At 74.6% G+C, this 12,666-nt stretch carries 15 protein-coding genes; 6 read left to right on the plus strand and 9 right to left on the minus strand.

Features of this window, described 5'->3' with window-relative positions:
* Positions 1 to 71 precede the first annotated feature (71 nt).
* Positions 72 to 731 carry a TetR/AcrR family transcriptional regulator gene (locus NPS70_RS25605; RefSeq protein ID WP_256526785.1) on the minus strand — a complete coding sequence of 220 codons (660 nt, stop codon included), beginning with the start codon at positions 729 to 731 and terminating at the stop codon, positions 72 to 74.
* An 84-nt stretch (positions 732 to 815) separates the two neighbouring features.
* Here NPS70_RS25605 and NPS70_RS25610 point away from each other — a divergent pair, with 84 nt between their 5' ends.
* Positions 816 to 1,382, plus strand: a complete 567-nt coding sequence (locus tag NPS70_RS25610) for a dihydrofolate reductase family protein (protein ID WP_256526786.1) — start codon at positions 816 to 818, stop codon at positions 1,380 to 1,382.
* 70 nt (positions 1,383 to 1,452) lie between these two features.
* On the opposite strand, the gene NPS70_RS25615 is transcribed toward NPS70_RS25610, so the two are convergent.
* From NPS70_RS25615 to NPS70_RS25635, 6 genes are all read right to left on the minus strand, one after another.
* Complete coding sequence (locus NPS70_RS25615) at positions 1,453 to 2,814, minus strand: dicarboxylate/amino acid:cation symporter (RefSeq protein WP_256526787.1); 1,362 nt, start codon at positions 2,812 to 2,814, stop codon at positions 1,453 to 1,455.
* A 127-nt stretch (positions 2,815 to 2,941) separates the two neighbouring features.
* Entirely contained in the window at positions 2,942 to 3,031 is a 90-nt protein-coding gene (locus NPS70_RS28955) for a putative leader peptide (RefSeq protein ID WP_360643500.1), read from the minus strand.
* 131 nt (positions 3,032 to 3,162) lie between these two features.
* Positions 3,163 to 3,456, minus strand: a complete 294-nt coding sequence (locus tag NPS70_RS25620) for a DUF4229 domain-containing protein (protein WP_256526788.1) — start codon at positions 3,454 to 3,456, stop codon at positions 3,163 to 3,165.
* A 164-nt stretch (positions 3,457 to 3,620) separates the two neighbouring features.
* Entirely contained in the window at positions 3,621 to 4,145 is a 525-nt protein-coding gene (locus NPS70_RS25625) for a GNAT family N-acetyltransferase (protein WP_256526789.1), read from the minus strand.
* Between the two features lie 55 nt (positions 4,146 to 4,200).
* Positions 4,201 to 5,364 carry an aminofutalosine synthase MqnE gene (gene mqnE / locus NPS70_RS25630; protein ID WP_256526790.1) on the minus strand — a complete coding sequence of 388 codons (1,164 nt, stop codon included), beginning with the start codon at positions 5,362 to 5,364 and terminating at the stop codon, positions 4,201 to 4,203.
* Between the two features lie 208 nt (positions 5,365 to 5,572).
* Entirely contained in the window at positions 5,573 to 6,028 is a 456-nt protein-coding gene (locus tag NPS70_RS25635; RefSeq protein WP_256526791.1) for an Lrp/AsnC family transcriptional regulator, read from the minus strand.
* A 130-nt stretch (positions 6,029 to 6,158) separates the two neighbouring features.
* Between NPS70_RS25635 and NPS70_RS25640 the strand changes: the two genes are divergently transcribed.
* Entirely contained in the window at positions 6,159 to 6,305 is a 147-nt protein-coding gene (locus NPS70_RS25640; RefSeq protein ID WP_256526792.1) for a hypothetical protein, read from the plus strand.
* On the opposite strand, the gene NPS70_RS25645 is transcribed toward NPS70_RS25640, so the two are convergent.
* Both NPS70_RS25645 and NPS70_RS25650 read right to left on the minus strand, forming a co-directional pair.
* Positions 6,302 to 6,985 carry a UbiX family flavin prenyltransferase gene (locus tag NPS70_RS25645; protein ID WP_256526793.1) on the minus strand — a complete coding sequence of 228 codons (684 nt, stop codon included), beginning with the start codon at positions 6,983 to 6,985 and terminating at the stop codon, positions 6,302 to 6,304. The two genes, NPS70_RS25640 and NPS70_RS25645, sit on opposite strands and share 4 nt — an antisense overlap.
* Before the next feature lie 135 nt (positions 6,986 to 7,120).
* Positions 7,121 to 8,203: a GNAT family N-acetyltransferase gene (locus NPS70_RS25650; RefSeq protein ID WP_256526794.1), complete on the minus strand. Its 1,083-nt coding sequence runs from the start codon at positions 8,201 to 8,203 to the stop codon at positions 7,121 to 7,123.
* Between the two features lie 187 nt (positions 8,204 to 8,390).
* Here NPS70_RS25650 and NPS70_RS25655 point away from each other — a divergent pair, with 187 nt between their 5' ends.
* Genes NPS70_RS25655 through NPS70_RS25670 form a run of 4 tightly spaced genes read left to right on the plus strand, consistent with a single transcriptional unit; the run spans position 8,391 to position 12,629 of the window.
* Positions 8,391 to 9,521, plus strand: a complete 1,131-nt coding sequence (locus NPS70_RS25655; protein WP_256526795.1) for a phosphotransferase family protein — start codon at positions 8,391 to 8,393, stop codon at positions 9,519 to 9,521.
* Complete coding sequence (locus NPS70_RS25660) at positions 9,503 to 11,440, plus strand: glycosyltransferase (protein ID WP_256526796.1); 1,938 nt, start codon at positions 9,503 to 9,505, stop codon at positions 11,438 to 11,440. The genes NPS70_RS25655 and NPS70_RS25660 overlap by 19 nt, the downstream gene beginning before the upstream one ends.
* On the plus strand, positions 11,437 to 11,805 hold the full coding sequence (locus NPS70_RS28780; protein ID WP_256526797.1) for a DUF1616 domain-containing protein: 369 nt from the start codon (positions 11,437 to 11,439) through the stop codon (positions 11,803 to 11,805). The genes NPS70_RS25660 and NPS70_RS28780 overlap by 4 nt, the downstream gene beginning before the upstream one ends.
* Complete coding sequence (locus NPS70_RS25670) at positions 11,802 to 12,629, plus strand: glycoside hydrolase family 16 protein (RefSeq protein WP_256526798.1); 828 nt, start codon at positions 11,802 to 11,804, stop codon at positions 12,627 to 12,629. The genes NPS70_RS28780 and NPS70_RS25670 overlap by 4 nt, the downstream gene beginning before the upstream one ends.
* The last annotated feature ends 37 nt before the right edge of the window (positions 12,630 to 12,666 follow it).

Genomic DNA, 12,666 nt, shown 5'->3' on the forward strand with positions numbered 1-12,666 from the left:
GGCGCCCCGGCCGTGATCCGCCGGACGGCCCGCCAGGGGTCCCGCACCGGCGCCGGTCCGCCGGACGCGCCCTATCGGGGGGTCCAGCGCTCCCCGCGCATCAGGCCGCCCAGGCCCGTCCAGGCGAAGTTCATCAGCGTCGCGGCCGCCTCCTTGGCGGTGAGGCCGCCGGAGTCGTTGGCCCAGCCCGCGAGCGACTCGGCCGCCCCCACCAGCGACTGGGCCAGGCCCTCGACGTCCCGCCCGGCGAGCTCCCCGCCGCGCCCGGCCGCGGCCGGCGTGCCCTCGCGGGCCGCGGCGATCAGCGCGGTCACGAAGGCGACGATCTCCTCGCGCATGGCGGCCACCTCGGCGGCGAAGGGCTCGCCGTGGGTCCGCGCCTGGCGGTGCAGGACCGACCAGCCGTCCGGGTTCTCCGCGGTGTGCCGGAAGAACGCCTCAAGCCCCGCCCACAGCTGGCGGTCGGGGGCCAGGCCCGGTTCGGCGGCGGCCTGCACCGCCTCGGTCAGCCGGGCCGCCTCGCGCCGGATGCAGGCGACGAACAGCTCCTCCTTGGAGTTCAGGTAGAGGTAGACCAGCGGCTTGGACACCCCGGCCAGTTCGGCGATCTCGTCCATCGAGGCGGCCCGGTAACCCCGTCGGCCGAAGGTCTGCACGGCGGCGTCCATCATCTGCTGCTCGCGCACTTCCCGCGGCATACGCTTGGCCCGCACGCCCTTCACAGCACCCATCGTCGACCAATCCTCCCGCCCCGGCGCTTACTCCGCGGTAAGACTACGGCGCGGCGGGACCTCCACGGGAACGGCGGAGTCCGCATGGGAAAGATCGTCCTGATGATGTCCGTCTCCCTCGACGGGTTCATGGAGACCGAGGACCGCGACATCGGCTGGGGCCGGGTCGACGAGGAGCTGCACTCCGATCTGAACCGGGTGGTGCGGGGCATGCGCGGCCTCCTCAGCGGGCGCGTCACCCATGAACTGATGGCCCGGTACTGGCCGACCGCGGACGCCGATCCCGGCGCCTCCCCCGCGGTCGCCGAGTTCGCGGGCATCTGGCGGTCGCTGCCCAAGACGGTGTACTCGCGGACCCTGCGCTCGACGGAGTGGAACACCACCGTGGTGCACGAGGTGGTGCCCGAGGAGGTGGCGGCGCTGCGGGACGCCGCGCCGGGCGACCTCGCCCTCGGCGGGGCCGACCTCGCGGACACCTTCCTCCGCCACGACCTGGTCGACGAGTTCCGCATCCTGGTCCACCCGGTGCTGCTCGGGCGGGGGCGGCCGCTGTTCCGGTCGCCGCGCGAGGAGCGGCGGGACCTCGACCTGGTCGCCACCCGCACCTACGGCAACGGGGTGGTCCTGCTGCACCACGCCCGCCGCCGCTGACGCGCCGGGACGCGCCGGCGCCCCGGACCGGGGGCGGTCCGGGGCGCCGGCGCGGTGCCGGGGTGCGGGGCTACACGGCGGCGGGGACGGGTGCCGCCTGCCCGGCGTCCTCACGGCCGGAGGTGATCTCGTCGAGCGGCGAGGAGGTCGCGCTGTCGTAGGCGTCCCGGTCGAGGATGCCCTCCCGGGCGGCGACGACCACCGGGACCAGCGCCTGGCCGGCCACGTTGGTGGCGGTGCGGATCATGTCGAGGACGGGGTCGATGGCCAGGAGCAGGCCCACGCCCTCCAGCGGGAGGCCGAGCGTCGACAGGGTGAGGGTCAGCATCACGGTGGCGCCGGTCAGACCGGCGGTGGCGGCCGAGCCCACGACGGAGACGAAGGCGATCAGCACGTAGTCCTGGATGCCGAGCTGCACGTCGAAGATCTGCGCGATGAAGATCGCGGCGAGCGCCGGGTAGATGGCGGCGCAGCCGTCCATCTTGGTGGTGGCGCCGAAGGGGACCGCGAAGCTGGTGTAGTTCCGCGGAACGCCGAGGCGCTCGGTGACCTTCTGGGTGACGGGCATGGTGCCGACGGAGGAGCGGGAGACGAAGGCGAGCTGGATCGCGGGCCAGGCGCCCCGGAAGAACTGGACCGGGTTCACCCTGGCGGCGAAGGCCAGCAGCAGCGGGTAGACGCCGAAGAGCACCAGGGCGCAGCCGATGTAGACGTCGGCGGTGAAGGTGGCGTACTTGCCGATCAGGTCCCAGCCGTAGTCGGCGATGGCGTAGCCGATCAGTCCGACGGTGCCGATCGGGGCGAGGCGGATGACCCACCACAGGGCCTTCTGGAGCAGCTCCAGCACGGACTCGCTGAGCTCCAGGACGGGCTTGGCGCGCTCGCCGAGCTTCAGCGCCGCGACACCGGCGACGGCGGCCATGAAGACGATCTGGAGCACGTTCAGCTCGGTGAACGGCGTGATCACGTCGGTGGGGATGACGCCGGTGAGGAAGTCGATCCAGGAGCCGGAGTTCTTGGGCTCCTGGCCGTCGGCCGGGGTCAGGCCGGTGCCCGCGCCGGGGTCGGTGAGCAGGCCGATGGTGAGGCCGATGGCCACCGCGATCAGCGAGGTGATCATGAACCACAGCAGCGTGCGGGTGGCCAGCCGCGCGGCGTTGTTCACCTTCCGCAGGTTGGTGATCGACACCACGATGGCGAAGAAGACGAGCGGGGCGACGGCCAGCTTCAGCAGCTGGACGAAGATCGAGCCGATCTGGTCGAGGGTGTCCTTCAGCCAGGACACGTCCTGGCTGCGGGCGAGCCAGCCGAGGAGGACGCCGAGCACGAGGCCGGCGGCGATCTGGGCCCAGAAGGGGATCTTCGGGAGGGGTATGCGGGGACCCGTGCCGGACTGCTCGCCGGCAGGGGTGGACGCGGTGTTCGCGGACACGGACGCACTCCAGGGAGGGGCGTTGGGGGACTTCGGGGAACGGGGTGCGGCGCGTGGGAGCGCGGCGCCGCCGCAAGGCGTGGTGCCGGGTCGAACCTGGGAGGCCGGGCCTCTCGAAGGTGGCCTCTCAGCAGCAACAGACCGCGGACGTACAGCGGCAGAGGTCGACATGCAGGCGCGCCACGAGCAGGGTGCTCGCGGGGTCATGGGGGCGCACTGATGTCTTCACGCCGATACGTTAACACTTGAACTTTGAGAACCTCAAAGCTCCCCTTGGAGTCAAGGCCGCCGTTCCGGCCATGCGCGACTCCCGGTGGTCCCCTCCGCCGGGGCTGCCCCGGCGGGGCGCTACGCGGCGCCGTCCTCCTGCGAACGGTTCGCCTCCAGGCGGGACTTGGCCTTGTCGACCTTGGTCGAGATCTGCTGCGACATCGCCTCGCGCTGCTTGCGCAGCAGGACGAAGCTGAGCGGCGCGGAGACGACGAGTGCGAGCAGGATCACCCAGGCGAAGTTGGCGTCCCCGAGCCCCTTGGGCACGACACCGACCTGCACGAGGCCGGCGACGGCGACGAGGCAGCCGACGAAGATCGCCAGCCGCAGCGCGGTGTACCGGATGGCGGCGCTCGACTTCCCTGCGGACACTGCGGGCCTTCTTCCTCTGTACGACGGGGTGCCCGTCTGCGCGACGGGCGGTGCCCGTCCAGTGAAGCACGGGCCCCGGCGGCGGCGGGCCCGGGGCCGCGGGCGGAGCCGCCGGCGGGAGGCCACGGGCCGTGGGAGAGCGGTCCCGGGGCGGAGGAAGGCGCTCAGAGCAGCGGCAGCAGCATGACCACGTCGTCGCGGTCGTCGCCCTCGGCGACGCGGATGGCGCCCGGCACCCGGCCGACCTCCTTGTAGCCGCAGGCGGCGTAGAAGCGGTCCGCGCCCGTGCCGCCCCGGCAGGTGAGGCGCACCGCCTCGACGCCGTCCATCCCGCGGGCGGCCTCCTCGACGCGGGCCATGAGCTCCCGCCCGTAGCCCCGGCCCTGGTGGCGGGGGTGGACCATGACCGTGTACGCCCAGATCCAGTGGGTCATCAGCGGATGGGTGTTGCGGGCGAGGAAGGCGGTGGCCGCGACGGCCCCCTCCTCGTCCCGGCCCACGAGCAGCCGCATCCCGCCGTCCGCCATGGCGGCCAGGTGGCCGATCCAGCGCGGGCGCACGTCCTCCGCGGTCACGGGCGGGACGAAGCCCACCGCGCCTCCGGCGTTGGTGACGTCGGCCCACAGGGAGACCACACCGGCGGCCAGGTCGGGGCCGGTGGACGGGTCGAGTTCGAAGGTCAGCGCCATGCGGGCAGCGTACGGGTGCGCCCGGGGCGGGTGCCCGCGGGTCTGGCGGGAGGGGTCAGAGGCGCATCGGCTGCGGGGTCTCGCGGCGGTCCGGGTCCGGGCCGGGGTACTCGCGGATGACCTCGTAGCGGGTGTTGCGCTCCACGGGCCGGAAGCCGGCGTCGCGGATGAGCTCCAGCAGGTCGTCGCGGGTGAGCTTGCTGGGGGTGCCGTAGTTGTCGGCATCGTGGGTGATCTTGTACTCGACGACCGAGCCGTCCATGTCGTCCGCCCCGTGCTGGAGGGCGAGCTGGGCGGTCTGCACACCGTGCATGACCCAGAAGACCTTGACGTGGGGGACGTTGTCGAAGAGCAGCCGGGAGACGGCGAAGGTCTTCAGCGCCTCGGCTCCGGTGGCCATGGTGGTGCGGGCCTGGAGCCTGTTGCGGACCTTGCCGTCCTGCATGTCCACGAAGTCGTGCTGGTAGCGCAGCGGGATGAAGACCTGGAAGCCGCCGGTCTCGTCCTGGAGCTCACGCAGGCGCAGCACGTGGTCGACGCGGTGGCGGGGCTCCTCGATGTGCCCGTACAGCATCGTGCTGGGGGTTTTGAGGCCCTTCTCGTGCGCCAGGCGGTGGATGCGGGACCAGTCCTCCCAGTGGGTGCGGTGGTCGACGATGTGCTGCCGGACCTCCCAGTCGAAGATCTCCGCGCCGCCGCCGGTCAGGGATTCGAGACCGGCCTCGATCAGCTCGTCGAGGATGTCGGAGGCCGACATGCCGGAGATGGTCTCGAAGTGGTGGATCTCGGTGGCCGTGAACGCCTTGAGGGAGACGTCCGGCAGGGCCTTCTTGAGCTCGGACAGCGAGCGCGGGTAGTAGCGCCAGGGCAGGTTGGGGTGGAGCCCGTTGACGATGTGCAGCTCGGTGAGGTTCTCGTTCTCCATCGCCTTGGCGAGGCGGACGGCCTCCTCGATGCGCATGGTGTACGCGTCCTTCTCGCCCGGCTTGCGCTGGAACGAGCAGTAGGCGCACGAGGCGGTGCACACGTTCGTCATGTTCAGGTGGCGGTTGACGTTGAAGTGGACGACGTCGCCGTTCTTGCGGGTGCGGACCTCGTGGGCGAGCCCGCCGAGCCACGCCAGGTCGTCCGACGCGTAGAGCGCGATGCCGTCCTCGCGGGTCAGCCGCTCACCGGCCCGGACCTTCTCCTCCAGCTCGCGCTTGAGCCCCGCGTCCATGCGGCCGCCTCCCAGATCTCCACGTAAACAGGCTCCGACCACCGTACTCCCCCGCCCGGCGGGCGCTTCACGGGCGGGGCGGTACGGCGGCCGCGGCGTTACGGGAGCGGACGGCCGGGGCGGCGGGCGGCGACGGGGCGCGCGGCGCGGGGGCGAGCACGCCGGGTGCGCCCGGGGGGTGCGCCGGGTGCGCCCGGGAGGGCGCGCCTCAGTCCTCCTCGGGAAGCTCCCCGACACGGTTCTCCCACTTGGTGGAGAGCACGATCGTGGTCCGGGTCCGCGAGACGCCCCGGGTGCCGGAGAGCCGCCGGATGGTCTTCTCCAGTCCGTCCACGTCGCTGGAGCGCACCTTGAGCATGTAGGAGTCGTCGCCCGCGATGAACCAGCAGTCCTCGATCTCCGCCAGGTCCCGCAGCCGGCGGGCCACGTCCTCGTGGTCGGTGGCGTCGGTGAGGGAGATGCCGATCAGGGCCGTGACCCCGAGCCCGAGCGAGGCGGCGTCGACGGTGGCGCGGTAGCCGGTGATGACCCCGGCGGCTTCCAGCCGGTTGATGCGGTCGGTCACGGAGGGGCCGGAGAGCCCCACCAGGCGCCCGAGCTCGGCATACGACGCTCTGCCGTTCTCACGCAGAGCCTGGATGAGCTGCCTATCCACGGCATCCATAAGCCTGAGCCTTCCATTGTTCAGTGATTCCGCGAGTTTACGTGTAGAATCTAAGGCATGCAGGGCCGACACCCTGCGATTAACTCAAACGATCACAGCTGATCCCACAGGATCACGATCCATACAGGAGATGACACTCACCGTGTACACGATCGAGATGGCCCACGCCCGCATGCGCGAGCTCCAGGAGCTGGCCGACCGCTCGCGTGCCCACCGGCCCACCGGCGCGCGCCGGGGAGGAAAGCTCCGCACCCCGCGCACCGGCAGGAAGGGCTAACCCCGGGCGGAGCCGCCACCGAGCTCCCCCTCCCAGCGGCGGTACAGCCGATGCCGCACCCCTGCGGCGTCGAGCACCCGCCCCGCGACGAAGTCCACCAGGTCCTGGATGTGCGTCGCCCCCGCGTAGAACGCCGGAGAGGCGGGCAGCACCACGGCGCCCGCCTCGTCCAGTGCCACCAGGTGCCTCAGCGTCTGCCCGTTCAGCGGGGTCTCCCGCACCGCCACCACCAGCGGACGGCGCTCCTTGAGCGTCACGCTGGCGGCGCGCTGGAGCAGGTCCTTCGACAGACCGAGCGCCACACCCGCCACACAGGCCGTGGACGCCGGCACGATCAGCATCCCCTTCACGGCGTACGAGCCGGACGACGGCCCGGCCGCCAGGTCCCCGGCCGCCCAGTGGCGGACGTCCGCCGCGGCGGTGTCCACCTCGAAGGCGTCCGGCTTGCCGTCGGCCCCCCGGGCCAGCCAGCGGCCCAGGTCCTCGCGCCAGTGCGCGTCCCGGTAGGCGATGCCCGTCTCGTCCAGCAGCGTCAGCCGGGAGGCCCGGCTGACGACGAGGTCCACGCTCTCGCCCGCGGCGAGGAGCGCCCTCAGCACGGCGGCGGCGTACGGGGTTCCGGAGGCGCCCGACACCCCCACGATCCACGGGCGGCGACTGTTCACTTCCTGCGGCTCCACGGCGACGAGCCTATCCGGCGCGCCGAGCGCGCCCGGGGGCACGCCCCCGGGGCACGGCCCCCGCCGGGCGCCGTACGGGGCGGGGCGCACCCTCGGGGCGCCGACACGCCCCGGCACGGGCCCGGGCGGGCACCCTCAGGCGTCGTGGAAGCGGAGGAGGCGCTTCGCCGCGCCCCGCAGCGCGCGGTCGGCCGCGGAGACCGGCAGCCGCTCCCGGGTGTACCGCATCGACTGCCGCCCCCGCGCCCCGAAGGACGCCTTGAACGCGGCGAGCGAGGACCCCGGGCGGGAGTCCCCCATGTGGTAGTAGCGGCAGCCCGCCGCACAGGCGTCCTCGATCGCCAGCCGCTGGAGCAGGTGGTTGGCCCGGACCGGGTTGGCCAGCTCCCGGTCCATGGCCCCCCGCCAGTACTTGGCGTGCGGCCCGTGGCGCAGCACCACCGCCCCCGCCGCCGGTTCGCCGCCGCAGGTGGCCAGGTAGACGGTGCACGCCTCACCGAGCCGCTCCGCGACCGCCTCCAGCCGCCGCAGCGGGAAGGCGCGGCCCTGGCGGAAGCGGGCGAGCGCCTCCGGCTCGTGCTGCTGCTCCGCCCAGCGCAGCACCGACTTCTCCCAGAGCGCGTAGAAGACGGGCACCAGCCGCCCGGTGCGGTCGGCCACCACCTCCACCGGCGAGCGCTCCGCGCGGCGGACGTCCCGCTTCACCCGCGGCCGGAAGTGCTCCCAGGCCGCCGCGAAGCCGCCGCGGAGGTCGACGACCTGCACGTAGTGGGCCTCCGCCCGGAAGGCGGCCGGCAGCGCCTGCCCCCACACCGGGGCCTCGTCGGGCCCGAAGCGCACCCCCACCCGCAGCGCGGGGCGCGTCACCAGGTCCCCGAGCACCGCGGCGGCCTGGGCCGGGCGGAGGCCGCCGTCCGGGAGCAGCGGGCCGCCGATGCCCCAGCCGGACGGCCAGGAGTCCTCGACGGTCAGCGGGCCCGGCAGCCCGCGGCGGCGCACCAGGGGCAGCACCGCGCAGACCCCGTCGGGGAACTCGTACAGCCGCCCGGCGTCCGTCCAGGGGCCCGTCGCGCAGATGGCGTCGAGCCAGGCGGGGGTCTGGGTGACCAGGGCGCAGTCGTCCGCGCGGGCGGCCCGCCACCACACGTCCCGCGGCACCGGGCTCGTCACGCTGACGGGGCCCGCGCCCGCGGCCGCCGGGAGTTCCACGACGTCCATGCCGCCTCCTCGGCACGGGCACCGGCCCCGTGCGCCGCCCGCCGGAGCGGCAGGCGCCCTGCGGGAGGCCGGCGTCCTCCTCCCAGTATGGGCGCGGGCCCCCGGGGCGCGCGTGCTCCGGGGCCGGTGGGCGGGTGCCCGTCCACAACAGGCCCGATCCGGTGAGCAGTTCTAGAATTGCCAGCAAATGTCCTCCGCACGGATCGACCACGGGCGCACGCTCGCCACCGAGGTCGTGGGCCCCGTGGACCCGACGGGCAACCGCTTCGCCCACGCACCGTGGGACCCCCTGCTCGGCCTCCTCCCGCTGCGCGCGCCGCGGCTGCTCGGCGGACCGACCGACCGCCTCGCCGCCCGGCGGCTGACCCGCGGGCTGGGGCCGTGCAGGGTCGGCGTCGTACCGCGGCGGCGCTTCGAGTCCGGCCTGCTGGTCTTCACCCTCCGCACACCGGGGGCCTCCGCCGTGGTCAAGCGCGCCCGCGACGCCCGCGCCGCCGCGGTCCTGGTCCGCGAGTGGGAGGTCCTCGGGGAGCTGCTGGCCGACCCGCGGCTCGCTCCGTGGCGGACCCTGCTGCCGCGGGCCCTCGGCCCCCGGCCCCGCGCCCCCGTGCCCGTGCTCGCCCAGGAACGGCTGCCCGGCGCCCCCTGGGCGGGACCGGGCCGGGGCGGCCCCCCACCGGGTGCCGACCCGGTGCTCGACGCCGTGCTCGACCTGCTGGCCGCGGTGCGGCGGGCGACCGGGCGGCCCGTCCCGGCCGCCGACCGGGGCGCGTCGTGGACCGCCGAACCGCTCGGCCTGCTCGCCTCGGAGGTCCGCTGGTGCCGGTCCGGCGCGGGGGCCGAAGGGCTCGCCGCGCTGCGGCTGCGGCTGCACCGCGCCCTGCGCGGCGCCGTGCTCACCGAGGGCTGGACGCACACCGACCTCCACCCGGGCAACGTGCTGCTCGACGGGCGCCGCGCGGTCACCGGCCTCGTCGACTGGGGCGGCGCGCTGCCCGCCGGACCGGCCGAACTCGACGCCTGCACCGCCGTGCTCACCGTGCGCAGCGCCCGGGACGGGCGGCCGCTGGGGCGGCTGGTCGCGGACGCGCTGCGGCCGCCGGGGCTGCCCGCCGCGGACCGGGCGCTGCTGGTCCGCAAGGGCGCCGCGCCCGACGGCGGCGGCGGCGACCCGGCCCTGCTGCCGCTGCTCGCCTGGCTGTGGCATGTCGCCGGCAACGTCCGCAAGGCCCCCGGCTACGGACGCAGCACCTGGTGGACGGCCGGGACGGTGGCCCCCGTGCTGCGGGAGTCGGCACGATGGGCGAGGGGATCCTGACGCCCGGCGACGGACCGGCACCGGGACACGCGTCGGCGCACCCCGGGCCGGGGCCCCCGCGCCCCGGCGGGGGCCGGGCGCCCCGCCCCCGTTCGGCCCGCGGCACGGCCTCCGCGGTGCTGCTGCCCGTCTCCCTGGCCCTCTGGCTGGCGGCGCTGCGCGACGTCGACCTGGACGCCATGCGCGACCTGGGCCTGCTCCAGGTGCTGCCGGGGATCTTCTGGGCCGCGCTGGGGCTGCTCACCCTCGGCTTCTGCCTGGCGCTCAGCGACCGGCGGACGCACCGCGGCCTGCTCGCCGCCCACACCCTCGGCCTGATCGCGGTCCTGCACGCCACCCCGACCCTGCTCTACCCCACGCTGCGCTACTCCTGGGCGTGGAAGCACCTGTCGGTGACCGACGCCCGGCTGCGCAACGGCGGCGAGGTGCCGGACGCCGGGAAGCTGTCGGTCTACGACGAGTGGCCCGGGTTCTTCGACCTGAACGGGCTGTTCCTGAGGGCCGCCGGACTCGACTCGGGCGTCGGCTACGCGGCCTGGTTCCCCGTCTTCACCAACGCGCTGCTGCTCGGTCCGCTGCTGCTGCTCTACCGCTCGGTCACCCGCGACCCGCGGCTGGTCTGGGGCGCGGTGTGGATCTTCTACTCCTGCTCCTGGGTGGGCCAGGACTACTTCGCCCCGCAGGCCTTCGCCTTCCTGATGTTCGTGACCGTGATCGCCCTGGTGGTGCGCCGTCTGCCCAGCTCCGCCGCACCGGCACCGGGGCCGCCGGAGGGCGGCCGGGCGCCGCCCGGCGCGGCGCCGAAGCGGTCCCCGGCATGGCCTCCGGGACTGCTGGCCGCGGTGCTGGTCGTGGTGGCCGCCATCGCCGCCTCGCATCCGCTGACGCCGCTGATGCTGGTCAGCGCCCTCGCCCTGCTGGCGCTGCCGCGGCGCAACCGCCGGGTGGTGCTGCCGGTCCTGGCCGGCGCGGTGGCGGCGACCGTCGCCTGGGACACGACCGTGGCCTGGTCGTACATCTCCGCCCAACTCGGCGACCTCGTCGGCGCGGTGCTCGAACCGGACACGAACATCGTCTCCGGCCTGGCGACCCTGGGCACCGCGGCCCCCGGGCAGACGCTGCTGTCCTGGGTCGACCGGATCCTGTCGGCAGCCGTCTTCGTGCTCGCCGCGGTGGGCTTCCTGACCCGGCCCTGGACCCGCCGCACCGGCCTGCCGCTGCTGGTGCTCGCGCCCCTGGTGCTCCTGGCCGTCAACGCCTACGGCGGGGAGATGATCTTCCGGGCGTACCTCTTCGCCCTGCCCGCCGCCGCCCTCCTGGTCTCCGCCGCGCTGCTGCCCCCCACCCCGGGCACCGGCACCGGGGCCGCGACCGTGCCCGCCGGCGTCCCGCGGGCCCCCGACGCCCCGGCGCTGCGCACCCTCGCCGTCCTGCCGGTGCTCCTCGCCATGCTCGGCGGACTGGTCTTCGGCTACTACGGCAAGGAGGCGGTCAACCGCTTCACCCCGGACGAGGTCGCCGCGGCCCGCTTCGTCACCGACAACGCGCCCCCCGGCTCCAGGATCGTCTCCCTCACCTCCGACGTCCCCGGGCTGGACCGCTTCTACGACCGGCACGAGCGCGTCCAGCTGGCCGCCCAGGACCCGGAGGACAAGCAGCGCCTGGTGCGCGACCCGCTCGACGGCGTCGAGGGGTACGTCTACGGGGCGACCCCGACGCGTCCCGCCTACATCGTCCTCAGCCGCGCGCAGACCATGAACTGCTATCTCACCGGGACGCTGCCCGCCTCCCTCACGCCGCGGCTGGAGGCGGCGATGGCGGGGGCGGAGGGGTTCACCCGGGTGTGGGACACCGCCGACGCCACGGTCTTCCGCTATGTGACGCCGCCGCCGGACTCCCCGGGAGGAGATGGGAGGTGAACCCCGTGCGCCTGCTCCTCGCCCTGTCCGGCTGGGCCGCCCTCGCCGCGACCGCGCTGCCGCCCGCCTCGGTGCCCCGCACCGCCCTGGTCGCCGCGTTCCTGCTGGTGTGCCCCGGGCTCGCGGCGGTGCGGCCGGGCAGGGCCGCGGCCCTGCGCCACGGCTCGGACCGCACGGCCCTGCTGGAGCAGGCCGTGCTGGCCGTGGTGCTCAGTCTGGCGCTGTCGGCGCTGGTGGCCCTCGGGCTGTTCCTCGCCGGGGTGTTCACCGCCGGGCGGGCGCTGGTGGTGCTGGCCTGCCTGACCTCCGCCCTCGCGCTGCTGCCCCGCCCGCCGCTGCCCCGGCGCACCGGGGGGCGGCCGTGACCGGGGGCGGCCCGCGCCGGGCCGCGCTCGCGCTGCTGCTGCTGGTGCTGCTCGCCGCCTGCGCCGGCGACCGGTCGGCTCCGGCGCCCCGGGGCGGCCCGCCCGTCGGGGACGACTGGCGCCAGGTGCTGGCCGAGGACTTCGAGGGCGACCGGCTGGACACCGGCCGGTGGGCGACCTGCTACGACTGGAACGTCGACGGCTGCACCAACGAGGGCAACGACGAGCTCCAGTGGTACCTCCCCGGGCAGGTGTCCGTCTCGGACGGGCGGCTGACGCTGACCGCCGAGCGCCGCGACACCCGGGGCAGCGACGACGAGGTCTACCCCTGGCGGTCCGGCATGGTCTCCACCGGCCGGGACGACTGGTACTCCCGGCCCCGGCAGACCTTCACCTACGGCTACTTCGAGGCGGCCGTCCGCATCCCGGCCGAGCCCGGCATGTTCCCCGCCTTCTGGCTGATGCCGGCGTCGAGGTTCACCCCGCCGGAGGTCGACATCATGGAGTTCCTGGGCACCAGCCGCCAGGTGGACATGTACGTGCACTGGCGGGACGCGGAGGGCGCCGAGCAGCGGGCGAACGGCAGTCACGGCCCCGTCGACTTCCCCGCGCGCGCCCATGTGTTCGGCCTGCTGTGGGAGCCGGACCGGCTGGTCTGGTACGTGGACGGCGTGGAGCGCTTCCGTGCCACGGAACCGGAGCAGATCCCGCACGAGCCGATGGAGGTGCTGCTCAACCTCGCGGTCGGGGTGCCCGATCCGCCCCCGGACTCGGTGGACTCGGCGCGGATGACGGTGGACTGGGTGCGTGTCTGGCAGCGCTGATCCGGCAGGACGGGACCCGGCGGCCCCGGACCCGCCC

It is taken from the genome of Streptomyces sp. C10-9-1 (assembly GCF_024497955.1).
Taxonomy (GTDB): Bacteria; Actinomycetota; Actinomycetes; order Streptomycetales; family Streptomycetaceae; genus Streptomyces; species Streptomyces sanyensis.